The organism is Acinetobacter sp. V115_6 (assembly GCF_031799025.1).
GTDB classification, from domain to species: Bacteria; Pseudomonadota; Gammaproteobacteria; order Pseudomonadales; family Moraxellaceae; genus Acinetobacter; species Acinetobacter pittii.
The window spans coordinates 1-24,533 of sequence record NZ_JAVQNO010000012.1; the positions used below are offsets into that span (position 1 = coordinate 1).

27 protein-coding genes are annotated in these 24,533 nt (G+C 38.3%); 8 read left to right on the forward strand and 19 right to left on the reverse strand.

Annotated elements, in window-relative coordinates:
- Window positions 1-193: 193 nt before the first annotated feature.
- The gene (locus RMA94_RS19380) at window positions 194-724 is read left to right on the forward strand and encodes an NMCC_0638 family (lipo)protein (RefSeq protein ID WP_404976515.1); all 531 of its coding nucleotides are present in this window, start codon (window positions 194-196) and stop codon (window positions 722-724) included.
- A gap of 62 nt (window positions 725-786) precedes the next feature.
- Here the strand turns inward: RMA94_RS19380 and RMA94_RS01280 are convergent, their stop codons facing one another.
- The gene (locus RMA94_RS01280) at window positions 787-2,160 is read right to left on the reverse strand and encodes a dihydrolipoyl dehydrogenase (RefSeq protein ID WP_311081517.1); all 1,374 of its coding nucleotides are present in this window, start codon (window positions 2,158-2,160) and stop codon (window positions 787-789) included.
- A 147-nt stretch (window positions 2,161-2,307) separates the two neighbouring features.
- Here RMA94_RS01280 and RMA94_RS01285 point away from each other — a divergent pair, with 147 nt between their 5' ends.
- Window positions 2,308-3,786 carry a hypothetical protein gene (locus RMA94_RS01285; RefSeq protein ID WP_311081518.1) on the forward strand — a complete coding sequence of 493 codons (1,479 nt, stop codon included), beginning with the start codon at window positions 2,308-2,310 and terminating at the stop codon, window positions 3,784-3,786.
- A gap of 291 nt (window positions 3,787-4,077) precedes the next feature.
- On the opposite strand, the gene RMA94_RS01290 is transcribed toward RMA94_RS01285, so the two are convergent.
- Complete coding sequence (locus tag RMA94_RS01290; protein ID WP_002116083.1) at window positions 4,078-4,413, reverse strand: TIGR01244 family sulfur transferase; 336 nt, start codon at window positions 4,411-4,413, stop codon at window positions 4,078-4,080.
- A 192-nt stretch (window positions 4,414-4,605) separates the two neighbouring features.
- Between RMA94_RS01290 and RMA94_RS01295 the strand changes: the two genes are divergently transcribed.
- From RMA94_RS01295 to RMA94_RS01305, 3 genes are read left to right on the forward strand one after another with little or no spacing between them, the layout of a single operon-like run.
- The gene (locus RMA94_RS01295) at window positions 4,606-5,502 is read left to right on the forward strand and encodes an alpha/beta hydrolase (RefSeq protein ID WP_002116064.1); all 897 of its coding nucleotides are present in this window, start codon (window positions 4,606-4,608) and stop codon (window positions 5,500-5,502) included.
- On the forward strand, window positions 5,503-5,940 hold the full coding sequence (gene trxC / locus RMA94_RS01300) for a thioredoxin TrxC (RefSeq protein ID WP_003655112.1): 438 nt from the start codon (window positions 5,503-5,505) through the stop codon (window positions 5,938-5,940).
- Window position 5,941: 1 nt separating this feature from the next.
- Window positions 5,942-6,358: an acyl-CoA thioesterase gene (locus RMA94_RS01305; protein ID WP_002116010.1), complete on the forward strand. Its 417-nt coding sequence runs from the start codon at window positions 5,942-5,944 to the stop codon at window positions 6,356-6,358.
- A gap of 70 nt (window positions 6,359-6,428) precedes the next feature.
- Here RMA94_RS01305 and RMA94_RS01310 read toward each other — a convergent pair whose 3' ends face one another.
- The 3 genes from RMA94_RS01310 to RMA94_RS01320 all read right to left on the reverse strand — a co-directional run bounded on the left by RMA94_RS01310 (window position 6,429) and on the right by RMA94_RS01320 (window position 8,027).
- A complete protein-coding gene (locus tag RMA94_RS01310; protein ID WP_130173413.1) occupies window positions 6,429-6,935 on the reverse strand; it encodes an ester cyclase in 507 nt (168 codons plus the stop codon).
- 74 nt (window positions 6,936-7,009) lie between these two features.
- Entirely contained in the window at window positions 7,010-7,504 is a 495-nt protein-coding gene (locus RMA94_RS01315; protein ID WP_005804736.1) for a DUF4442 domain-containing protein, read from the reverse strand.
- A gap of 34 nt (window positions 7,505-7,538) precedes the next feature.
- Window positions 7,539-8,027 (reverse strand): YajQ family cyclic di-GMP-binding protein, encoded by a 489-nt coding sequence (locus tag RMA94_RS01320; RefSeq protein WP_174724061.1) that lies wholly within the window; start codon window positions 8,025-8,027, stop codon window positions 7,539-7,541.
- A 91-nt stretch (window positions 8,028-8,118) separates the two neighbouring features.
- Between RMA94_RS01320 and RMA94_RS01325 the strand changes: the two genes are divergently transcribed.
- Complete coding sequence (locus RMA94_RS01325; protein ID WP_002116171.1) at window positions 8,119-8,433, forward strand: rhodanese-like domain-containing protein; 315 nt, start codon at window positions 8,119-8,121, stop codon at window positions 8,431-8,433.
- A gap of 37 nt (window positions 8,434-8,470) precedes the next feature.
- Here RMA94_RS01325 and mnmC read toward each other — a convergent pair whose 3' ends face one another.
- The 4 genes from mnmC to RMA94_RS01345 are packed head-to-tail and all read right to left on the reverse strand — an operon-like array spanning window position 8,471 to window position 11,807.
- A complete protein-coding gene (mnmC, locus tag RMA94_RS01330) occupies window positions 8,471-10,345 on the reverse strand; it encodes an FAD-dependent 5-carboxymethylaminomethyl-2-thiouridine(34) oxidoreductase MnmC (RefSeq protein ID WP_311081519.1) in 1,875 nt (624 codons plus the stop codon).
- Between the two features lie 23 nt (window positions 10,346-10,368).
- Window positions 10,369-10,851, reverse strand: coding sequence for a hypothetical protein (locus RMA94_RS01335; RefSeq protein ID WP_311081520.1), 483 nt, complete (start codon window positions 10,849-10,851; stop codon window positions 10,369-10,371).
- 4 nt (window positions 10,852-10,855) lie between these two features.
- On the reverse strand, window positions 10,856-11,158 hold the full coding sequence (locus tag RMA94_RS01340; RefSeq protein ID WP_002116400.1) for a YciI family protein: 303 nt from the start codon (window positions 11,156-11,158) through the stop codon (window positions 10,856-10,858).
- Window positions 11,159-11,192: 34 nt separating this feature from the next.
- On the reverse strand, window positions 11,193-11,807 hold the full coding sequence (locus RMA94_RS01345) for a septation protein IspZ (RefSeq protein WP_005064166.1): 615 nt from the start codon (window positions 11,805-11,807) through the stop codon (window positions 11,193-11,195).
- Window positions 11,808-11,851: 44 nt separating this feature from the next.
- Here RMA94_RS01345 and RMA94_RS01350 point away from each other — a divergent pair, with 44 nt between their 5' ends.
- Window positions 11,852-12,703, forward strand: a complete 852-nt coding sequence (locus tag RMA94_RS01350; RefSeq protein ID WP_017482209.1) for a PHP domain-containing protein — start codon at window positions 11,852-11,854, stop codon at window positions 12,701-12,703.
- 5 nt (window positions 12,704-12,708) lie between these two features.
- Here RMA94_RS01350 and RMA94_RS01355 read toward each other — a convergent pair whose 3' ends face one another.
- Together RMA94_RS01355 and radC are read right to left on the reverse strand one after the other, a co-directional pair.
- Window positions 12,709-13,620, reverse strand: coding sequence for a bestrophin family protein (locus RMA94_RS01355; protein ID WP_005064169.1), 912 nt, complete (start codon window positions 13,618-13,620; stop codon window positions 12,709-12,711).
- Window positions 13,621-13,681: 61 nt separating this feature from the next.
- Window positions 13,682-14,401 carry a DNA repair protein RadC gene (radC, locus tag RMA94_RS01360; RefSeq protein ID WP_182917784.1) on the reverse strand — a complete coding sequence of 240 codons (720 nt, stop codon included), beginning with the start codon at window positions 14,399-14,401 and terminating at the stop codon, window positions 13,682-13,684.
- Window positions 14,402-14,500: 99 nt separating this feature from the next.
- On the opposite strand from radC, the gene coaBC reads away from it, so the two are divergent.
- Window positions 14,501-15,754 carry a bifunctional phosphopantothenoylcysteine decarboxylase/phosphopantothenate--cysteine ligase CoaBC gene (gene coaBC / locus RMA94_RS01365; protein ID WP_002116235.1) on the forward strand — a complete coding sequence of 418 codons (1,254 nt, stop codon included), beginning with the start codon at window positions 14,501-14,503 and terminating at the stop codon, window positions 15,752-15,754.
- Between the two features lie 66 nt (window positions 15,755-15,820).
- On the opposite strand, the gene secF is transcribed toward coaBC, so the two are convergent.
- From secF to queA, 8 genes are all read right to left on the reverse strand, one after another.
- Complete coding sequence (secF, locus tag RMA94_RS01370; RefSeq protein ID WP_014207646.1) at window positions 15,821-16,786, reverse strand: protein translocase subunit SecF; 966 nt, start codon at window positions 16,784-16,786, stop codon at window positions 15,821-15,823.
- Between the two features lie 8 nt (window positions 16,787-16,794).
- A complete protein-coding gene (gene secD, locus RMA94_RS01375) occupies window positions 16,795-18,696 on the reverse strand; it encodes a protein translocase subunit SecD (protein ID WP_033850638.1) in 1,902 nt (633 codons plus the stop codon).
- A 51-nt stretch (window positions 18,697-18,747) separates the two neighbouring features.
- Window positions 18,748-19,077 carry a preprotein translocase subunit YajC gene (gene yajC, locus RMA94_RS01380; protein ID WP_002116168.1) on the reverse strand — a complete coding sequence of 110 codons (330 nt, stop codon included), beginning with the start codon at window positions 19,075-19,077 and terminating at the stop codon, window positions 18,748-18,750.
- Window positions 19,078-19,174: 97 nt separating this feature from the next.
- Window positions 19,175-20,308, reverse strand: a complete 1,134-nt coding sequence (gene tgt / locus RMA94_RS01385; protein ID WP_002116306.1) for a tRNA guanosine(34) transglycosylase Tgt — start codon at window positions 20,306-20,308, stop codon at window positions 19,175-19,177.
- Window positions 20,309-20,460: 152 nt separating this feature from the next.
- Window positions 20,461-21,030 carry a LemA family protein gene (locus RMA94_RS01390; RefSeq protein WP_199113827.1) on the reverse strand — a complete coding sequence of 190 codons (570 nt, stop codon included), beginning with the start codon at window positions 21,028-21,030 and terminating at the stop codon, window positions 20,461-20,463.
- An 85-nt stretch (window positions 21,031-21,115) separates the two neighbouring features.
- Window positions 21,116-22,144 carry a hypothetical protein gene (locus RMA94_RS01395; RefSeq protein WP_311081526.1) on the reverse strand — a complete coding sequence of 343 codons (1,029 nt, stop codon included), beginning with the start codon at window positions 22,142-22,144 and terminating at the stop codon, window positions 21,116-21,118.
- A 92-nt stretch (window positions 22,145-22,236) separates the two neighbouring features.
- A complete protein-coding gene (locus RMA94_RS01400; RefSeq protein WP_311081528.1) occupies window positions 22,237-23,238 on the reverse strand; it encodes a hypothetical protein in 1,002 nt (333 codons plus the stop codon).
- Between the two features lie 84 nt (window positions 23,239-23,322).
- Window positions 23,323-24,360: a tRNA preQ1(34) S-adenosylmethionine ribosyltransferase-isomerase QueA gene (queA, locus tag RMA94_RS01405; RefSeq protein WP_199977994.1), complete on the reverse strand. Its 1,038-nt coding sequence runs from the start codon at window positions 24,358-24,360 to the stop codon at window positions 23,323-23,325.
- Window positions 24,361-24,533 lie beyond the last annotated feature (173 nt).

Consider the following 24,533-nt stretch of genomic DNA (forward strand, 5'->3'; position numbering starts at 1 on the left):
CCTCTTAGCGCTGATGGTAGTGTGGGGTTACCCATGTGAGAGTAAGTCATCGCCAGCTCATTATTCTAAACACCCCCATTCCAATGAATGGGGGTGTTTCTTTATGCGCTAAAAAAATCTAAATCCCCAAGTAACTTTAGAATGAATTATGATATAAATCACATTATTTAAAATAATAATAAGAGTATTAATCATGAAATTTTCAGAATTTAAAATATTTTCCTTCATATTGTCTACAATACTCAGTTGTAGTTCTATATATGCTAATGAAACTGTGAAAAGTTTGTATAGTACAAAAGCCTTTTTAAATATTTGTGTAAGTTCTAGAGGAAACCCTGAATTAATAAATAAACAAGCAAAAAATATGGGATTTATTCAAATGCCTGATGAATATGCTGCGCATTTTTTAAAAGATTATAATGGTCATGCTTGGATGATAAGTTCCTCTGAAGGAAAATTTGTTATTACTCAACTCGATAATGGCGTATGTTCATTATTTATAAATAAAGGAAATTCAACTGAAATTCAGAAGAATTTAGAAAGCTGGCTACCTCCAGAATCTACGGGCCTAACTTATAAAAAAGAAGTATATAAAGATAAGAATTTGACCACAACAAATTATATTATTTCTAAAAATGGGAAGGCTTTAGAAACATGGATATATACTAGTTCATCTGAAAAGAATGCTTCATTAGTTGCGGTTATTTCCCATCAAATGAATTAATTAAAGCAATGTGAAGTAGAGAAGAGCCAATTTTTATTAATAAAGAGCTCTTCTAAAATCGATTATTTCAGTTGTCTACGCGCATGCTTTAGAGCAGTGCGAAGACCTTCTTCTAAAGTCGGATGATAAAAGGGTTTCTCTAGAATATCATTTAGCGTTAATTCTTCACCGATTATCCAGCTTAATAAATGGGCCATATGTTCAGTTGCTTCTGTAAATAGCTCAGCACCTAGAAGCTTTTGGCTTTTTCGTTCTATATAAACTTCAATAGCACCTTTATTTTTTCCAAGAACTATAGCTCTTCCTTGTCGTTCATAAGAGGCTTCGCCTGTAATAAAATCTATACCTTCATCTTTTAATTGCTTATAACTTTGACCTACGATCGCCATTTCAGGATGACTAAAGACAATTCCTAATGGAGTAAGTGTCTTAACTGAGTTTACCTGCGGATAATTTAAGCAGTTATAAACAACTTTTTTACCTTCATGAGCTGCTTCATGTTGTAGTGGTGTTGAGGTGTAAGCGTCACCGACAACAAAAATTGGATATGTATCTAGCTGCTTAGTTTTAGCATTTACAGGTAATAACTTAATATCTTTGAATGAATTATCAATATTTTCTAGTTTTAAAGTATCAATTAAACTTGTACGGCCGGTTGCAGCTAAAACATATTCAACTTCGAGAGTTTTCTCTGTTTCATCAAATTGGTAAGTTAATACAGCGTTTTCCTGACTGCATTTAACTTCATTCGGTAAAGTCTCGAATAGAATTGTTAATTCTTTTCCTAGCTCTTTTTGAGCAAGCTGTTGAAGTCTAGAACTAGTTAGGATTCCAATTCGTTTACTGCGAGCGAAGATTGTTGTTTCTACACCTAGACGATGCATAGCTTGTGCGATCTCAAGAGCGATCACACCACTACCAATTACAGCAATAGATTTAGGAAGTGTTTTTAACTCAAATATTTGGTCTGTTGTTATAAGCCGGTTTCCTAATTCTTGCTTCCAAATTTGATCATAATTAGGAGTTGAACCAACAGCCAGAATAAAACTTTTTGATTTATACCGTTTTCCGTTAACTTCTACAGTTTGTGCATCAATAAAATATGCTTTGCCAGAAATTTTATGCTCAGTCGGCCATTGATCTACATCTTTTAAAGTTGCTTGTGTAAATCTGTTACGTAAAGTTTGTACATGCTGCATCACTTGATCAGTATTAATATTTGCAGATACATCTAAAGCAACCTCTTGAGCATTTTGAATGTCAAACATACGGTTTGCTGTAGAGATGAGAACTTTACTTGGCATACAGCCTACACGGGCACAAGTGGTATCCCATGGTCCATCATTTATAATTAAAATATTGTTGGTATGTTTAACGGCTTCTTTGTATGCGCTAATACCAGCAGTACCTACGCCAATGATAATAATATCGAACATTATAAATTCCAATATCTATAAGTTTTTCACTTAATAAGTTACATAATAAAACACAATGTAATTTATGTTTACAGAGTATGGTGAATATGATTACACTAATAATATAAATAATTAAAAAATCTTATACCTTTAGGAAAGATTGGGGAAATGAAAAGTATGTATAAAAAACAACTTACCTTAAAGTTGTCGGCTATTGCTGTGTCAATTATGTTAGCAAGTTGTGGCGGGGGAGGCGGTGATGGCTATTACCAAAATGGTTCATCAAATAGTAACTCATCATCTGGAAGTAATAATAGCGGATCTCAGCAAGCGACTGCTACAGCTTTAAAGATAGAACTAGATAAATTATCAGTTGCTGCAACGAATGATACTTTAACTGTTACTGTTAGAGCTTTAGATAAGAATAAAGGCGGTGTTGCTGGTGCTAATGTCACTTTGGAATTAGATGATCCAACAAATAACGTATCTATAGAAGGCGTATCTACTCAAACTACTGATGCGGCAGGTAATGCTATATACATTATAAAAACACCAAAAACATCGAGTTCGATAAATGAGTTGGTGAAAAATGGTTTTAAATTAAAAGTCTCTACGAATAATGGTACACTTACTCAAGAACAGACAGTGACAGTAACAGGTAGCAACAGTACTGTCGAAGCTGATACTATGAGTATTGTATTGTTTGATGCTACAAAAACCTCTCTAAATGTTAGAGGTGATCAAACAACCGTCACATTAACAGCTGTAGATGCAAATGGTGCAACTTTAGCAAACCAAGCGATTACACTTAAAGTTAAAAATTCGGTTTTAAATGGTGTCAAATTTACTCCTAATTCGACACAAACTGATGCAAATGGTCAGATCACCTATACTTTATCTTTTAGTGAAAATCAAAGAACTTCATCATATAGTGCTGCTCAGTTCGTAACAGATGATCTTGTTTTAGAAGCAAACTTTGGCCAATCTACAAAAATTTATACTTATAAACTTGATGTGGTTAATTCTGATGTACCAGTAGCAGTAGGCGCTATTGCCGTAGCATATAATCCGACCACAATGGAAGATTCAAGTGATGGAGTCTACTACTATAAAAATATTTCAGTACAAGTGACTGATGTGGATGGTAAACCGATACCCAATCAAGATGTAGTCATGGGCGTTAATGCTCTTGCGTATTATAAGGGGCGATATGGGTTTGTTGATACTTCTAATCCAACTGATGGTAAACCAGATGAATATCTTCCTGTTATTAGAACAGCCTGTACATCACCAGTCCAAGCTGTAAATGTGAATGGGGACGTTATTAATCAATTAAAGCCGCTTAAAGAAAATTCTACAGTCCAAGTTGTATCGTATATCAACAGTGCAGGTACCGCTGCAACCAATAATAAATATACGACAGATGCAAATGGACGTTTTGATCTTAAAATTCAATATCCTAAAATTTATGCATCATGGTTAACTGTTCAGTTAACTGCTAAATCTACAGTTTCGGGAAGTTTAATTAAAGGATCTACATCTTTAACTTTAGGTTATTTATCGAAAGATGTTAATCTTACTGATCTTAATGGGCCAAATATAGAAAGCCCATATGGAATAGATCCAAATTGTTCAAATGGTAATTAATATAAAAAGAAGCAGCATTTAAGCTGCTTCTTTTTTTAGAGTTGTGTTCCCATACTAACTCCTATGGTAGGTCGGACCTGCATAGATGAGCATGCACTAAGAATAAGACAACTGACCAATAAAAATATAAGTTTATTCATAAGAGAACTGAGAAATTTAATGTGATTTGAATACTTTAGCTGAAAATTATTTATATATCTGTTGAATTGATACAGTTGTATATTTTCTTTTTATTAATAAAAGCTCTACTTTTTAGGAAAAATAGAGCTTCTCGTTGGCTCATTCAATAATTTAATCGTCTAACAAATCCATTTGTTTCGCTAATTGATATAGATTATTTGAACGGTTTCCTGTGCGGCAGAACATCAGCACAGGTTTTGGCAATTCATTATAATGATTAGCAAAAGTACGTACATCTAGTTCAGTAATTTGTCCAGCTACAACAGGTTGATACACATAGTCTAAGCCTACCTGACGTGCAGCTTCTTCAATCTGAGCGCTTGTAGGTTGTTCTGGGCCGCCTTCCATATCTGGTCGGTTATTAATAATAGATTTAAATCCTTTTTCTACAACTTGGCCAACGTGTTCTGGACCAATTTGACCTGCGAAACCAACATTATCTGACATTTCGTCACTCCAAAATTTAACAAAACCTCTTATGCTGTATCATAGCATTAAGCTTAACCTGAGATACAAGACACTAAAACGTTGTTCCTACATAGATAAAACTTATGTCATAGAACAGCTCTAGATTTTTAAAAGGCGATCAGGATGTTTTTTGTAAATTCATTACTTTGACCATAATGCCACGGAGCACATATGCACGCTTATACGGTTGAGCCTTTATATGTTCCATGTGATCAGGAAATGATCGCAGCTGACTTTTATATTCCAAAAACAAATAATAAATCTGCGGTAATTATCATGGCGCATGGTTTTGCTGGATTGCGTCAATTTAAACTTATTCAATATGCACAGCGATTTGCACAAGCAGGTTACGCTGTTATTTTATTTGATTACAGATATTGGGGCGGAAGTACTGGCAAGCCTAGAGAAATGGTCTCAATCAATTCACAATTAGAAGATTGGAAGACGGTGATTCAGTATGCTTCGACTTCTAAACTCGTAGATAACCGAAGGATTGTGCTTTGGGGAACTTCTTTAAGTGGGGGATATGCACTAAGCCTAGCTTCTGAGTTAAAGAATATTCAAGCGGTTTTAGTACAAATTCCTTATGTAGATGGCGCTGAAACTGCCAAGCTCTATCCTTTGCAGCGCTATCCGCAAGCATTAAAGCTATCGAGTCAGGATTATATGGGATCAAAGATGGGGCTTAATCCAAAGCGATTACCTGTTGTTGATCAACATAACCTATGCTTTATGCCTACCGCAGATAGTTATTATGGCTATTTATCGATTGTAAATCCTGATTATTATTGGAGTGGGGAAGTCCCAGCTCGTGTCTTCTTTAATCTGATGCGCTACCGTCCAATTCAAGTTGTGCGCCAGATTAATATTCCTGTTTTATTTATTGCTGCTCAAAAAGATTCACTTATTCCTATTGAGTCAAGCCGTGAAGCTGCCACAAATATTGCGCCTTTTGTGAGTTATCATGAATGGGATATGAAACATTTTGATATCTATCACGGTTCATGGTTTGAAAAAGCAGTGACAACCCAATTAGAATTTTTACATCAGCATATAGGAGTGATGTAAATGATTATTGTATGTGCATCGTGTGGTGCTAAAAACCGAGTTCCGGAAGAAAAACTTCCGGAGCAACCAAGCTGTGGGCAATGTCATCAGCCATTACTACCGCTTGCCCCTATTGAGCTAAATGAGCAAAATTTTAGTAACTACATCACGAATAGTGATCTACCTATTCTTATAGACTTATGGGCAGAATGGTGCGGACCTTGTAAAATGATGGCTCCACATTTTGCGCAGGTCGCAAAACAGAATCCAGGCGTTATCTTTGCCAAGATTGATACCGAAGAATCTCCTCGCTTGAGCCAAGCTTTTCATGTGAGAAGTATTCCGACACTTGTCTTAATGAATAAAACGACAGAGGTCGCGCGTATTAGCGGTGCATTACGTGCGCCTGAATTGCAACAGTGGCTCGATCAACAACTTCAAACGAATTTCGGGAGCTAAGGTGTCAGAAGCTTATACCAAACCAGAAGGAATTTTATCCTTACAAACGATTGCCATGCCAGCAGATACAAACTGGAGTGGTGATGTATTTGGTGGATGGATTGTGTCACAAATGGACTTGGCTGGAGCAATTCACGCAGAACGTTTCAGTCGTGGTCGCTGTGCTACGATTTCTATTAATCAAATGACCTTTTTGGTTCCGGTAAAAGTTGGCTTTGTCATTAGTTGCTATACCAAAATCTTAAAAGTTGGAAATACTTCTATTCAGATGCAAATTGAAGTTTGGGATAGTCATGATGACTCTCGTGAGCCAATACGCATTACAGAGGGAGTGTTTACCTTCGTAGCAGTAGATGTCAAAGGTAATAAGCGTCAAATACCTGAAGAAGCGAAACAAAAGTTTTTAGAAACTCAATAAGAATTAGAAAGCCTGAATATCCGTATTCAGGCTTTAATTTTTATTCAAAAGAAAAACTATTTTTTAGAAATTAAAACATCGTATTTGTATTTTTGCTTTGCTCAGGAATATTTTGTATCACATCCCAATGCTCTACGATTTTTCCATTTTCAACACGGAATATATCAACAATCGCTCTTCCTCGATCTTTTTCGTTTTCCGTCGAATGAACATGTAAAACGACAAGATTACCTTCAGCAATTGCACGTTTAATCTCATTTTTAGCTTGCGGATTTTTTTGGAATTTTTCAGTGAAAAAATTAACAAAAGGTGCTTTCCCATCTGGAACATTAGGATTGTGCTGAATGTATTGTTGACCAATATAGCGGTCTGCATATTCTTTGACTTTATGTTTTAAAAAGACACCTTCATAAAAGTCGGTCACTATTCTTTTGTTTTGAGCACTTACTTGATCAATAGCTTCTGATTTAGCCGAAGTTACTTTACTGGTTTTAATGTGAGGTTCAGTCGCGTGAGAACTTATTGTTGTAAATATTAAACTAGTAAATAAAGAGGAAAGAATCAGTATTTTTTTCATTTTGACCTCAAGATACAAAAATAATTTTTATATCTTGAGGTAAATAACCATCTAAAAATACTTTAGATTAGTTATTATTTCTTACGTTTAGGTAACCATGCCCACAGCATTTGACATTGAATTGGCTCATTGCCTGCGTCATCAATCACAGTAACAGGAATCACAAGTTCACCTTTCTCATTATCTGCAATAAACTTTTGTTGTTCAGCAGACAATGTCGCTGTAGCAGTCAAACCGCCTTCAACCACTTTTAAATAATCTACATGTAATGATTTGATTAATAAAATTCGATTATCAGGAATATGTAAACCGGTTAGAAAACCCGTTGCAGTTTCTGCTAAAAGCGCCATAGCCGCAGCGTGGACGCCTTTAATATGATTCTGCATATTTTTTTGGTTATCTAAACGGACAGTAACGTGGTTTGAGTCTACTTCCAGATAGCGGATGTTTGCTGTACCCACCATTGGCACGATACGACCAAACGCCTTGCTCCAAAGCGTGCTCCGAATACCTTTAGGGAATTTTGAAGTTGCTTTTACCAGTTTTGATAGACGGTTGGATTGAGACATGGGATTACCTTAGCTTTAAATGGCCGACAAGATATTAATCTTTAAAGTTATTAAACTGTAATGGCACACCGAATTGTTGTTCACGTAAAAAAGTCATAACTTGTTGTAAAGTGTCACGCTTTTTATCAGTTACACGAATTTTGTCGCCTTGAATAGAAGATTGCACTTTAACGCCACTTTCTTTAATGGCTTTATTAATTTTTTTTGCAGTATCAGAGTCAAGACCATCTTTAAGTTTAATGATTTGTACAAAATTTTTGCCTGAAGCAGAGGCTTTTTGTGGATCAAGTGCTTGAACATCAATTTTTCGTTTATAAAAATGATTTTCTAACATGTTATAAACTTGTTCACACTGGAAATCACTTTCTGTACTGATTTTGATTTCTTTATTTTTTTCATTTAATTCGATAGAAACATCGTGACCACGAAAGTCAAAGCGTGTGGCAATCTCTTTTTGTGTGTTTTGTACAGCATGATTAACTTCAAATAACTCTAATTCAGAGACAATATCGAAAGAAGGCATAGTTTAGACCTTTACAAAGGGAAAGAATATTTGAGATGCTAAGAGGGTTTTCTTCATTTGCCAAGTGTTGTTTACATCAAAGGAGTGCACAATGATCCGTAAACAAGAAATTACAACATTTGAGTTCCCAGAAAATGCTGTTATCTGGGATGTCCGTGATACTAATGCTTATGCAGAAGGGCATGTTAAAGGTGCGGTGAATCGCCCAATTAATGATTTGAATGCTGATATTTTGAACCAGGTCTCTGCGGGTCAGCCGATTTATATTTTATGTGGTGGTGGTAGCAAAGCTCCTCGTGCAGCTGAGAAACTAGAAGGATTGGATGCCTCGCGTGAATATGTCGTGCTGATGGGCGGGACACGTGCAGCTCGTGATGCCGGCTTGCCTCTAGAGCAGGGCGCATAAAAAAAAGCACCTTCGGGTGCTTTTTTATTGAAGTGAATTATTGCGGTTTAAAATAAGGCTTTTTAGGTTTCACTTTCTTTTGAAACCGTTGAGGATTCAATTTTTGTAATAGGCGGTCCGGTACCGGGCAAGCTTCTCCTAATATTTGAGCAACTAAGATTTCACTGCACAGGGGTGCAAATAAGAAGCCTTTAGAGCCAAGCCCAGCAAAAGTAGCAATTCGGCTATTCTCCTGCATTTTTCCAACCAGAGGAAAATAATCCAAGCTTTGAGCCCGTATAGATGCACGGCCTTGCCATGTCGAAGGTAATGGTAACTTTTCAGCATATTCAGGGAATACACTGTGGATTAATTCAAAGTTATGCACATGGTCTTCGGGAAGTACATCTTGATCTTCACGATTTGGGTAGAAAGACGCACCTAAAATCATTTGTGAAGCATCAAGTTGCATGCAATAGCCGCCATAGCTATACGCTTCATTTAAAGGCAGAGGAGCAAACGTATTATCAACCCAGCTCACTTGTCCACGTATTGGTTTTAACTGCGGATAGCTGTCAAATAAGGCAGCACTTTCTCGAGCACAGCACACAACGACGTGATCTGCTTCTGCAATAATTTGATTATTGGTTTGCAATTGAACTTTATTTTCAGAAGAAACAAGTGCTGTGACATGGGCAATTTTGAGATTGATATATGGATGCTGCAAAATTTCATCACGTAATTGATGTGGTGAAACGGAACCAGCCTCAGTTAGTAATATGCTTGAATAATCAGTTTCAAGTAAGTTCGTTGAGTGGGTAACAACTTCTGCTGGATACTGATTTACCAAATCGAGAAGTTCTTCTGCATTTTTCAATGCAATTTGTTGAATTTGAAGTGGACGGAATGCATTAAAATTTTTATAAAAATTTAAAGCATGTTGCCAACTTAAGGTCATGAGGTGTTCATGACTTTGTTCAATTGGGCATAGTTTCGGATTAAGTAATGCCAAAGGGTTTCCAGAGGCACCCGATAATGCATTGTTTTGCTCGTATAAGGTCACTTGGTGGCCACGTGTTGCAAATGCCCACGCCGTGCTTAAACCTGCTACACCAGCCCCTATAATCGCAATATGCTGTTGCTCTGTAGCCAATGCGTGAGTTTGCCCTAATTCTAAGGAACCTTCATCAGATTCAGGCAGATTCCAGACTGCTTTGAGCATTTCTCGTTTATGGCCAAAACCACGTGGACGAGAAATATCAATACCATGTGCTTTTAGTCCACGTTTTAGAATGCCAGCAACACTAAAAGAGGCAAATGTAGTGCCATAACCTGAAAGACGGACAATATTGTTTAAAACATTTTGTTCCCACATGTCTGGGTTGCAAGACGGTGCAAAGCCATCTAAAAACCAGGCATTCACAGCTTTAGTTTTAGCCATGCTTGGAAAAATTTCTTGCGCATCTCCAAGCCATAAATCGATGCTAAAACGTTCTTTAGGGAAAGTTAAACGATGACATCCGGCAATAGGCAGGGGATATTGTTCAATTAACTGCTCTGCAAGCGGTTTAAGTTCATCCCAGACATTTAAAGCGCGAATAAGATCAGCTTTACTTAATGGAAACTTTTCAACGCTAATTGCGTGTAAATGGCTTTGATTATTAGGGCGAACTTGTTGCCAAAGTTGCCAGAGTGCAAGAATATTTAAACCTGTACCAAAACCGGTTTCTCCTACACTGAAATATTCAAAATCTTTTAGATTGGCTAATCGTTCTGATAAGTCGTTACCATTTAGAAAAACATGTCGTGTTTCAAATAGGCCATTATCTTTAGAAAAGTAGACATCACCAAATTGTTTAGAAATGGGAATCTCGATACCATCGACAAATTCCCAGTCCAGCTCTGCTGTTTGGATACGGTTTGATACGTTCATTGAATTTAATAGATCGCTTGGTATTACCACTGGCGTCGACGTTTTGTATGAATATAACTAGCAATAAAGAAACCTAGCAATACACCACCCGCTAAGGTAACAGCACCATATAAAAACATTTGCGCACTTCGTTCACTTTGTAAGACTTGAACCTGAACAGAGAGATTATCATTTTTTAGCTGTAACTCTTGGTTCTGAGCCAATGCTTCAAGGTTGGCATGTTCTAGCTGTTTTAAGCGAGATGCTTGATCTTGAACTAAGGCTTTGATTTTTGCGTCTTGCTGTTGCTTGTTCTTTGCGAGCTGTTCTGCTGTAAGTGGTTGTGTTGCAGTTGATGCTGTCATCGCTGCTGTTTTGACTCCAGTTGCAGATGTTGGAGCTGGTTTAGCGGCTTGAGTTGAAGGCGCACTTGGGGAAGGAGTTGCTGGTGTCGCAGCAGGTTCAACTGCTCCAGCAGTTGAACATATCAAACACAAGCCAAGAAAGCTTTTGATTGCAAGCTGCATGCGATTACCCTTTTGGAAATGCTTTATTAAACGGTTTTACATCAACGTGAGCATAAATGCCTTCTTTAAGAAATGGTTCTTCTTTTAACCATTCATCTAATGCTTCGCGACTGTCGAATTCAACAATCATGGTGCTACCATAGAAGCCTGCTTGCGGATCATTAGGATCTTTTGGCATAGCACCCGCTGTAACAAGGCGGCCTTCATCATCGAGTTTTTGTAAGCGTTCGATATGCTGAGGGCGTACTGCCAAGCGTTTTTCTAAAGTTCCTTCGTTATCGGTACAGCTTAGAACAAAAAAAGGCATGTAATCGTATCTCTATAATCAATCTGGAAGCACATTAAGCGTCTGGTGACTTAAAATGTTTGCGTAAAATAATGAACTGAATAATGATAAATGAAAACATCACGATCATGTCACCAAATGCAGTAAATTCGCCCCAATATTTTCCACCGTGAAATAAAAATGCGAAGAATACATGCAGACAAGACATCACGACAAACATCGCAGCCCAAGCGAAATTGAGATTTTTCCAACCTTTTTCACTCAAATCTAAAATAGGGTCAAATAAGCGTTGAATGAGCGGTTTACGGTCTTTACCAAACCAAGGTGAAACCAAGAATGCGCCTGCGAAAACTAAATTTAAAATCGCAGCTTTGAGACGAATATAGAAATCGTCACTTAACATGAGGGTGATACCACCAAAAATGACAGTCATAAACAATACAAACCACTGTTGTTTATCAAGACGGAATTTTTGGAAAACGAATAGGGCACCATATACCACAAGCATTGAAATAATTAAGCCAGTCGTCGCTACAAGAATATTATTATTATCGGCACCACCAGCAGACCCGATCAGTTTCAGTAAAGGATGCTGGGTGTCAGTTGGATCAACTGTTTTATATAAATAGAAGAAAATAATTAATGGAACAAAGTCCAGAAGTGCTTTCATGTTAGAGTATCTGATCAGGTTTGGCGAATGGCATAGTATAAAAGATGCAAGGCATAGATTTACATACACATAGCAATATTTCTGATGGAACTTTGTCTCCGGAATTGCTGGTGCAAGCTGCTATTGATGTAAACTTGCATACGTTGGCTTTGACTGACCACGATACAATGGATGGGTTGCAGCGTGCAAAAATTGCTGCACAAGGTCATGATTTAAATATTATTTCTGGTGCAGAGATTTCTAGTCAGTGGTCGCGCCCAACCACTAAGAAGAGTTATGGTGTACATATTGTTGCTTTAAATATGCAAGATGAAGCACCAATTTTAGAAGCATTAGAACAACAAAAAAGAATTAGAGCGCAAAGAGCTAAAGTGATTTGTGAGCTATTAGAAAAATGTATTGGTTTTCAGATTTATGATGATGTTCTTGCCAAAGTAGAAAATCAGGCGGATAGGGTAACAAGAACTCATATTGCTAAAACATTGGTCGAGAAAAATGTCGTAACTCGTCCTCAACAAGCATTTGATCGTTTCTTAAAAGAAGGAAAACGTGCTTTTGTAAAGTTTGAAGGACTAGGCTTAAAAGAAACTATTGATGTGATTCATCAAAGTAAAGGATTCGCAGTATTAGCACATCCGACGCGTTATGATTTATCTGCAACCAACGTTCGTTATTTAATCGAATTGTTCGCAACTTCAGGTGGAGACGCAATTGAGTTACCTCCACCAATGGAACCTCTATCTACTCGCCAAATGATTGATCGAATGATTGAACAATATCAGTTGGCAGTTTCAATTGGCAGTGATTTTCATGGTGAAAATATGCCATGGATTAAACTAGGAAATACACCTAAACCCACTGATAAGCAGCATGGGATTTGGGAACGTTTTGTTTAAACTCTTTACAGTAAGTTGTTATCTTGAGCCTGAATGGGTGGTGGAGTAGGTTTACCGAGCGTCCCTAATAGCTCAATCTCGATACTACGTACCATTGCATCTAGCGGTAAGTCATTACTTTGCGTACCGAAAGGCTCTTCAATTTCAGAGCTTAGAGCATCCAGACCCAAAAATGTGTATGCCAAAATTCCGACGAGTAAAGGTGTTGCTAATCCAAGCAATGAACCCAGACTAAACGGCAACATAAAACAGAAAAAATAAACTGTGCGGTTAAGTAAAACTGAATAAGCAAATGGAATAGGTGTATTGGCAATTCGGTCACAGCCAGTTTGTACGACACTTAAGTCGGCAACATTCTTATTCATTTGTGCATAGATGATGTCAGAAATTTCACCTTCTTTAAGTGCCTGCAACAATTCCCAGTGAATGAGACTGAGCGTGTACTGAGGGGCATTATTTTGTTGGTAGAGTTGAGTGAGAGCTTGCTGACTCATACCACTGGTTTGAATCAACTCAGTTGGGTTCGCCGTCTGACGACGTAAACGGTCACGCAATACATTAGCAAAAACAATCACATGTTGAATAACGCGCTCGCGGCGAGCTTGAGTTAAAATACGGCAGTCACGGTCAAAATGGCGTGAAGTTGCAATTAGAACACCCCATAATTTTCGGGCCTCCCACCAACGGTCATAACACGCAGTATTTTTAAATCCTAGGAAGATTGAAAGTACGACACCAATGAGCGTGAAGCCAACCAAAGGAATCTCTGGAAAGCGATAAAGATTGATGTATTCGACTCCACCAATGATTGCCGAGATCAGCATCACAACGCCTAGGGATGGCAAAATTTTGGGTAAAATTGTGCCTCGCCAAGAGAATAATACTTTGAAAATACTAGGCTGTTCCCGAACAATCATTTTATTTTAAACGTCGCTATTTTTGTTTTGATCTTCTAGGCTTAGTAGTACTTTGTCAATATCATTGAACTGATATTGTTGCTGGGTTGAGCAGTTGTTGTTCAGCAAAGGAAAAGCTCCCTTCTGGTGAGATAATAAAGTGGTCAAGCAGACGAATTTCGACAAGCTGACAAGCCTGTTCAAGTTGCTGAGTTAAGGCAATATCTTCGGAAGACGGTTGTGGAGAACCAAAGGGATGATTATGTGCAATAACGAGCTGACAAGCATGTTGCTGTAAGGCGTAGCGTAGGGTTTGATTGACCGAAACTGCGCAATGCTGAACTGAACCAAAGAATAGCTTTTTAAAATGAAGCTTTCTTAATTCGGGATCTAGACACAAAACCGCAAAGACCTCTTGTTTTTCGCCTTTTAATTCATAGCGCAGATAATCCAAAACTAAATCTGATGAATGAAAGCTGAGATTATTTGTCTGGAAATGATGATCGAGATAACGCCGTCCAAGTTCTTTGACTGCCAGTAATTGTGAATATTTCGTTGCCCCAATGCCATTAAATTGAGTTAACTCACTAAATGAGGCATCAAACACGGCATTAAGATTACCGAAGTGCTGAATGAGTAAACGAGATAACTCGACTGCTGAATATTGCCGTGAACCTGAGCGAAGAAAAATCGCGAGTAGCTCAGCATCTGATAAACTTTGTGGACCTTGTTGTAATAACCGTTCTCTTGGCCGTTCTTGTTCAGGCCAATTTTTAATAGAAGTATTCATATTCCCCAGCATTATTCGCTTAAAATTTTATTTTGTTTGCCCAATCAATCTTGGGTCTGCGCGTATTTAATGCTATTGTGAGCGCCACTGCAACAGAAAGGTATCCTGTTCGTGAGCTTTGATCTAAGCGTTATTCCTCATAAAAACATTGTTTTAGCTGTTACTGGCGGAATTGCTGCCTATAAAAGTGCCATCTTAGTCCGCCGCCTCAAAGATTATGGCTTTGACGTGCGAGTAGTGATGACACATGGTGCTCAGGCATTTATTACACCACTAACTTTTCAGGCTCTTTCTGGTAATCCTGTTCATACTGAACTTCTAGACCCTGCGGCTGAAGCGGGTATGGGTCATATTGAATTAGCACGTTGGGCTGATTTATTACTAGTCGCACCTGCAAGTTGTGACACATTGGCTAAATTTGCGAATGGTTTGGCAGATGATTTACTCAGTACAGTTTTTTTGGCAACAAAATCTCCTGTTTGGGTAGCTCCGGCGATGAATCAGCAAATGTGGGCTGCTAAAGCTACACAACGTAATTTGCAAACCTTGGTCGAAGATGGCGTACATGTAATTATGCCGGATGCGGGTGAGCAGGCATGTGGTGATGTTGGCTTAGGCCGTATGCCTGAGCCAGAAGAAATTGCTCGCCAAGTCGCTGGCTATTTCCATCAAGCTCAACGTGCCATCGCTGAGAAATTTGGACTGTTGGCAGGTAAGCGTGTAGTTATTACTGCTGGGCCGACACGTGAAGCGATTGACCCTGTCCGTTATATCTCAAACCATAGTACTGGAAAAATGGGCTTTGCTTTAGCCGCTGCCTGTTATGCTGCTGGCGCGCAAGTGACTCTGATTGCTGGACCTGTAAGTTTAGATACGCCAAATGGTGTTCAACGTGTAAATGTTGCCTCAGCACGACAAATGCTTGACGTCAGTATGAGTTCACTAGAAACAGGCTGCGATATTTTTATTGCCACTGCCGCAGTCGCAGACTATCGCGTAGCAGAAGTTGCTGAGCATAAAATTAAAAAAGCAGGGGATGAGTTGAATGTTTCCCTTGTCAAAAATCCAGATATTGTGGCAACAATCGCAGGTCAGGAAAAACGTCCATTTATGGTGGGCTTTGCAGCCGAAACGCAAAATGTTGAAGAATATGCTGCAGGTAAACTTGTTGCTAAAAAATTAGACATGATTGCGTGTAACGATGTATCACGTGCTGATATTGGATTTGCTTCTGATGAGAATGCGATGACAGTTTTCTTTGCTGAAAGCTATCACATGAAAAAGCGTGAGTTGGAGAAAGCATCTAAACAGGAAATTTCTCAACAATTGGTTGAAGCTATTTCGGATGCATTACGCCGTAAATAATTTTTGAATCAAATAAAAAAACCGCGATTCATTCGCGGTTTTTTTATTTGTCTTGTTTTAGACAGCTTAAGGAATTTCATCCTCAAATTCAGGCTTAACCTGAACAATGAAGTCTTGACGGTTAAGACCACGCCATAATGCAAATGCAGTACCGATATAAATCGAAGAATAAGTACCGACAAATACACCAACAAACATTGCCACAGAGAACCAGTGTAGACCATCACCACCTAAGAACATCATTGCTAGTACAACCAGCAATAAAGTCATTGATGTATGAATGGTACGACGTAAAGTCTCAGTTAACGCAATATCGACGATTTCACGAGGAGTCGCACCGCGAATCTTACGGAAATTTTCACGAATACGGTCTGACACTACAATGTTATCGTTAAGCGAGAAACCAATAACAGCAAGTACCGCAGCTAACACTGTAAGGTCAAATGGCCATTGAAATAATGCAAAAGCACCAATAATAATGATGATGTCGTGGAATAAAGACATTACGGCACCCATCGCGAGTTTGAACTCAAAGCGGATGGTTACGTAGATCAACATTAAGATAAGTGCAAGCGCAACCGCGCCAGCAGAACGAACATAGAGTTCGTTACCTACCTGACCACCTACAGAGTCCACTTTATGAACTTCAGCAGCATTATTTGGTAATTGTACAGCCTTAGTGATCGCGTTATTAAGGTCTTCAACCTTAACTTCTTGTACTGGCATGCGCACAAGTAAGTCTTTATTACTACCTAAGGTTTGTACTACAGCATCTTTAAAACCAGCTTTATCGAGTGCCTGAATAACTTCAGACTGATTGGCTGGTTGAGCATAGTTAAGCTCAGCTGAAACACCACCTGTAAAGTCCAAACCGAGGTTAAGACCTTTAGTCGCAATAAAGAAAATACTTGCCAAAGTAATAAGGATCGAGAAGATCGCTGCAGGTTTGGCAATCTTCATGAACGGGATGATTTTTGCATCATCCGGACGACCATATTGTTTTGAATCTTGTTGAGTCACTTTAGTCATCATCGATCTCCTTAAATGCTCAACTTTTTCAAATTACGACGTTTGCCATAAATGATTTGTACGATTGCACGAGTTACTGTAATTGCAGTAAACATCGAACAAATAATACCGATCATTAATGTCACGGCGAAACCTTTGATTGGGCCTGTACCAATTGCAAACAAAATGAATGCAACAAGGAACGTGGTTAAGTTCGAGTCAAAAATGGTGTTATAGGCTCGATCATAACCGGCCACAATGGCCTGTTTTGGTGAGGCCCCCCAGAGCATTTCTTCTCGGATACGCTCACATATCAATACGTTGGCATCGACCGCCATACCAATGGTAATAACGATACCGGCAATACCTGGTAAGGTGAGGGAAGCTCCAATCCATGACATTACGGTTAAAATCATTGCCAAGTTAAACACAAGAGCAAAGTTCGCGATTAAACCGAATAGACGGAAGAAGACCACCATCCAGATTGCAACGAGCAAGAAGCCGATTTGAGTAGACAATACACCTTTATCAATGTTTTCTTGACCAAGGCTTGGACCAACTACACGCTCTTCAACAAAGTACATTGGTGCAGCCAAAGCACCAGCACGAAGCATTAATGCAAGTTCAGATGCTTCTTGAGGAGAACTTAAACCAGTAATACGGAAAGTCGAACCTAAAACAGCTTGAACTGTTGCAGCGTTAATAACTACAGATTCAGTGTATGGCGTACGAACTTCTGTTTGTGCACCAGTTTTTGGATCTGTGACATAGTTAATTTTTTGCTTGTTCTCGATGAACAATACCGCCATGCGTTTACCAACAGCATTACGGGTTGCATCGGACATCAGCTTACCGCCAGCACTGTCGAGCGTAATATTTACTTCGGCACCGCCAGAGTCCTGACTAAAGCCAGAGCTTGCATTTTGAACACGCTCACCAGTCAAGATTCGGTTACGTTGCAACAAGAGTTGACGGCCGCTATCTAGAGACTCATAAGCAAAAACTTCTGTGCCCGGAGGTAAAGGTTGACCATTATATTTACCGGTATATGGATCGATATATTGATCATTTAAGTCAGAAACTAAACGGAATTCGAGGTTCGCAGTACGTCCTAAAACACGTTTAGCTTCAGCTGTATCTTGTACACCCGGTAATTCAACAACAATACGGTTGCTACCCTGACTTTGTACCAATGCTTCTGCAACACCAAGTTCGTTAATACGATTACGTAATGTTGTTAAGTTCTGATTTACCGCATATGACTGAATTTCTTGGCGACGTACATCGGTATAAGTAAGCTTTAAAGTAGAACCTGTAGAGCTTGCTAATGCCTGTTGGGTATATTCATTCCCATTACGACGTAAAAAATCCATTGCTGCATCACGGTCAGCATTGTCAGCAAATTGAACAGTGATCACATTATTCGTTAATGCAAGACTGTTAAATTTGATCTTGTTTTCACGGAACTGACGACGCAAATCGGTGGCAGAGGTTTCCATACGTTGGGCAACGGCTTTGTCCATATCTACTTCAAGCAAGAAGTGGACACCACCACGTAAGTCCAAACCAAGTTTCATTGGTTTTGCCCCAATCTTTTGCAGCCATTCCGGTGTGGTTGGTGCAAGGTTTAGGGCGACAACATATTCATCACCTAAGTCACGACGTAATACTTCTTTTGCCTTTAACTGCGCTTCAGATGAACTCACACGCAATAGGGCAGCATTATTTGTAAAAGTATTGTCATGGCTCGCAATATTTGCTGTTTTTAAAATTTGCTCTGCTTTTTTCACCACACTTTGATCAATTTGGGTACCAGCTTTGGCACCGGAAATTTGAACAGCGGGCTCATCCGGATATAGACTCGGCAGTGCGTATAATGTACTGATTACCAGAACAACCAGAATCAGTAAATATTTCCATGCAGGGTAACGCATTCGCTTTCTTCTTAAATGAAAAAGCCGTGCTAAAGCACGACTGTTTTATGATTAAAGGTTATTTAGAGTGCCTTCAGGTAATACTGAAATTACGCTGGCACGCTGAATTTTTACTTCTACACCACGGCTAAGTTCAACAACTGCATAGTCACCTTCAATTTTGGTTACTTTGCCCATTAAACCGCCAGCGAAAACAACTTCACTACCAACACCTAAGCTCTCGATTAAAGAACGGTGTTCTTTAGCGCGTTTTGCTTGAGGGCGCCAAATTAAGAAATAAAAGATTGCAACGAATACAACAATCATCAAGATGTTTGGCAAAATACCATTAGTTGGGCCAGCTGCTGGTGCTGCATGAGCAGCAGAAATTAAAAAGCTCATTTTGATTTCCTAAAGTTAAAAATATGAGTCAGATAACTGACATAATCCTAATTCGTTTTGCAATTTACCTTGTCTTGAGGTTGAGCGCAAATCTGGCTTATTCATCAACCGGACATGGCGGAACTTCTAAACCACGACGGGCATAAAAGTCCTGAACAAATTCGTCAAATGTGCCATTGTCTAATGCATCACGCATACCTTCAGTCAAACGTTGGTAATAACGTAAGTTATGAATAGTACCGAGCATAGATGCTAACATTTCTCCACATTTTTCAAGGTGGAATAGATAAGCACGGGTAAAGTTCTTACAAGTGTAACAATCGCAATGTGGATCGAGCGGGCTCTGATCATGGCGATATTTACTATTACGAATACGTACCAGACCATCAGTGACAAAATAATGACCGTTTCGAGCATTACGAGTCGGCATTACACAGTCAAACATATCGACACCGCGGCGCACTGCTTCAACGATATCTTCTGGTTTACCAACGCCCATTAAATAACGTGGTTTGTCATGTGGCATTTTATTTGGTAGATAATCTAAAACTTTGATCATCTCTTCTTTAGGTTCACCTACCGATAAACCGCCAATTGCGTAGCCATCAAATCCGATTTCAAGTAAGCCATTTAAAGACTCATCGCGTAAGTCTTCATACATGCCACCTTGAATAATGCCAAATAACGCATTGTGATTCTTGAGCTCATCATGATGATGGGTTTTACAACGTTTTGCCCAGCGTAAAGAAAGCTGCAATGATTTTTGAGCTTCTTCATGTGTCGCAGGATAAGGTGTACATTCATCAAAAATCATCACGATGTCAGAGTTCAATACCTGCTGAATTTCCATAGAAATTTCAGGAGATAAAAATACTTTTGAACCATCAATCGGTGAGCGGAAAGTAACACCTTCCTCTTTGATTTTGCGCATTGCGCCAAGACTAAAAACTTGGAAACCGCCAGAGTCAGTCAAAATTGGCTTATTCCATTTAATAAAGTCATGCAGGCCGCCGTGTTCTTTAATCACTTCAAGACCCGGGCGCAAATATAGATGGAACGTATTTCCTAAAATAATTTGTGCCTGAATGTCTTCGATGTCACGAGGTAACATGCCTTTGACTGTGCCGTAAGTCCCCACTGGCATAAAAACAGGTGTTTCAACAACACCATGTTCTAAAGTTAAACGACCACGACGGGCGCGCCCCGACTGACCTAATTTTTCAAACTTCATCTAAAAATCCTGAACACGAGCAGAGGCGAAGAAACAGTTCGCTGCTAAAAAGAGGGCTATTTTCCTTGATTCTGCGACGTAGTTCTACTACTAAATGTAGCTGGTTATAAAATAGATAAATTTCCGATAACTTGGAGACTATTTTCTTCCTATTAAAAATTAGGTTTATAGTCAAAATTCTCATTAACAAGATTATCCTTAAAAGGGCGAATCGCTTTCTTGGATAAAGTTAAGGTGTTAATGAGATTATTAGGGAATACTTCAATCTGGTTGTTGAACAGCTCGACATTACGGTTAAAAATGCTAATTGCTGCACCAACATTTTCATTTTGTTCCTGAATATCATCCATCATTTTGCTATAGAGTGAATCAGCTTTAAGCTCTGGATAATTTTCAACCACAACGTTTAAGCTTCGAATAAGTTCTTGGCTCATTTTCTCGATCTGTTGTAGCTGAGAAATATCAGTGTTATTCACATTTAAATTAAGAATTTGTTGACGTAATTGAGTAACCTTTTCTAATGTCGATTTTTCAAATTGGGTATATTGATTGAGCGTTGATTCGAGAGATTCCAAGGTCTTTACTTTTTGACGCTCGAAATTGGCAACTTCAGCCCAAGCTCTTTTAGTCGCATTAAAGTAACGTACGATGGTGTTACGGATGTGAACGCCCCAGACAATCAGTACGACGAATATCCCCAAGAAAATAAATAAACCTGTCATTTTCACTCCTCTTATTTTTATTCTCTCATTGAGCCTTTTAACTTCTTATTTTTTGATAAGTTGCCAGTTCAGCGCTACGAGAGATTTATTTAATTAAATTAAGCATTAATTGCTGAAATTTTTCATATTGCGGCATAGTCATGGTACGTAAGTGTCCACGTAATGTTGAAACATCATGAATTTCAATTTGCTTGCTGGTGGTCTGAAAAAGATCTTGTTCACCGAGATAACACAAAATTTGCTCTTCATGATGATAAATTAAATCACCTTTAAAGTGCTGAAAAAAATCATTTAATTTTAAAGTTAAACTCGGACTGACTTCTTTGGCTAACTGGTGTTGATTAACCCCGAAAATATTAAGTTCTTGGTTAATTAAAATATCGCTACTTTGCCATTTACTGCTGTAGGGAGTAAAAAAACGAGAACGTTGGTTACTTATAGCAATACCTAATGCAGGTATTTGAAATATAAAAGCGCCCCATAGATCTCTATGGATCTCTTTAACTATTTTTTTATCACTATCTTGATTTTGAAGAATGGGTAAATTATTTACATAGTGATATTTGAATAGCAGAACTTGATGTTCCGTAATTCCATCATCCCACGTAGTGGAAGCAAACTGAGTAATTTCATTAGATTCATTACCCCGATTAAACAGTGGAAAGTGTTGCTTTAATTTGCTTAAGACTAAAATTGGTTGAGATTGAATAGGAAGATAGGCCGGTAACTGTTGAAACCGTAATCCATAACGTAAAGTGGTGATACGTTCTTCTAAATAGTGAATGACTTCGCTTAGAGGTTTTTGCGGTTCATAGAGCAAATAGGCCAGAAAACCAGTTAAAAATGCCCATAAGAGGCTCAAAATATATTGAATATGAGGATGAAAAAAGTATCCAAATAGTAAAGTCGTAATACTGCAAATACCTAACAAATACGGTAATACATTAACAAAACGAAGGTTAGGATCTTCACGCCATGGATGTAACGCATTTAAGAGCTCTTGATCTGTTTGTGACTTTTGTCCAGCATCCCAAAGTCGAGCAATATTGCGAAAAACCTGTGTATTTTTCTTACGTCTTATATGCAGAGCTTCTTGTAAGGTATCAATTGGCATGGAAGTAATGAGGTCATTATCATAAAGTGCTATTTTTAGATTATCTTTTAAATTGAAAGAGATAAATAGAAATAAGTTATAAATAATTACTTTTATGATTTCGGCATTTGAGTTTCATTAATGAAATGCTGCAATTTATTTGCAAATTGCTCAAACTCTGGCATTAAAAGTGTTGTAAGACATTCGGCAAGCTCGCGTACACTAGCGCCATATAAACTTTGCTGGCGTAAAAGATTTACATTACAGAGCCAACATAATGCAGATGTTTCAGGGTGTACATAGAAATCCCCAGGAAAATCTTCCAACATTTTTTCTAATAATAACAAACGGTCAGGGCTTAGAAACTTTACTAAATCCAACTCATTAATTCCGCTCTGTTGATATTTTTGATTAAAACGGATATCACTTGATTCCCAAGCTACACCTAAGCGACAAGCCTTTTTCTGTTGACTTGAAATACTGACTCCGCGAACTGGAAAATTCTCTAAAATGACGCCGTATAAATTATAGCTAACATCTTTTAGTTCCCATTTACCTTTTGAATTATAGGCCATCTCTCGATTGATATAATGGTATCTAAAGATTTTATAGGGATGAATTGTTTCTCTTACTTGCCACTTGCCGTGTATTGCAGTTAAAACTGAATTTTGTTGATTGCCTAACTTAAACAAAGGAAAGTCTGAAGCGGATGTTCCTTCTTTTGTTAGGTTATCTTCAGTTGCAAATTTGAAATTATATTTATGTTCATAATAATAAATTTGGATATCTTGAAGTAGGCAAATCAGTTCGGCCGTCGATGCTCTATGGTAAAAACCATAAAAAATCGCAAGAATGGCAAAAGGGAAGAAGTAAATCGAAATCAAAAAGCCTAAGGCCATACAAACTAAGGCGAAAATTGTAGCATTCCAAAAAATATAATTTCGAATATCAAGTTGTTGGGTGCCTGTCCAATTTTTTAATGAATGAATAAGTATTTCGGGAGGTAATTGCTGGTTAAGTAAATTTCTTAACGCCTCAATATTTCTTAAAGTGATTTTGTTATGTGTATTTTGATTATCAAAGGTACTTTGAATTTTTTGAAAAAGCAGTTTCATAAATTTTATTATTAGTCGAAATTGTAGTTGGGTCAGCTGGATTAAACTTTAAATGAGCTTATAAATTTAACCCAGCTTTAATTTTTAAACTTCTAGCTTATCAATCAGCATTGCATCGCCATAGCTAAAGAAACGGTAGCGGCTTTTAACTGCATGTTCGTAGGCAGCTAAAATGTTGTCTCGATTTGATAGCGCTGATACCAACATGAGCAGGGTAGACTCTGGTAAATGGAAGTTGGTAATTAAACGGTCCACGATGCAGAACTCATAGCCCGGATAGATAAAGATTTGTGTGTCGCCCGTCCAAGCTGCAATTCTACCGCCATGAGCTTGAGCTGCACTTTCTAAAGCACGTGTCGCGGTTGTACCAATGGCAATCACTTTATTGCCGCGTGCTTTAGTCGCCAAAATTAAATCAATAGTTTCTTGAGGAACATCACACCATTCACTATGCATGACATGATTGGTAATGTCATCAGTACGAACTGGCATAAATGTGCCAGCACCGACGTGTAAAGTCACAAAAGATTTTTGAACATTTTTTTGCTCTAACTTTGCTAGTAACTCTTCGTCAAAGTGCAAGCTCGCAGTAGGAGCGGCAACACTGGCAATTTTTTCAGGATTATGGAAAACAGTTTGATAGCGTTCAGTGTCAATTTCTTCTGCTTCACGATTAAAGTAAGGCGGAATAGGTAACTGACCATATTGCTCAAGTACAGGCAAGATGTGCTGTGAAAACTCAACCACAAATAAGTTTTCGTGACGGCCACGTACAATCACAGGAATATTATCTGCACCAACAAAAAGCTCGGCACCTGCTTTAGGTGAGTTGCTAGATTTGATATGACAATACGCTGTGGTGTGGTTTAGCATACGCTCAACTAAAATCTCAATCGCACCGCCTGTAGAGCGTTTTCCTTTAAGTCGAGCTTTCATGACTTTGGTGTCATTAAGCACCAACAAATCACCTTCTTCGAACAGATCGATAATGTCTGTGAACATGTGATCGTGATATTGACCCTTTGAGTCTAAGTGCAACAACCGCGAAGCACTGCGTGATTCAAGAGGGTAACGGGCAATAAGTTCATCAGGTAATTCAAAGGAAAAGTCAGACAGTTGCATATTTGAGAAAAAACACCACAAAAATTGGGCCTAGTATAAACTTTTTCGCTTTTTTATGGCTGTGCTTCTGACCTAAATCATGAAAAATGTTTAAATGATCTAAAAGTGAACGATAATATTCACTTAGGGTTTGACAAGTTTTACAAACGCGCTAATATACGCAACACAAACAT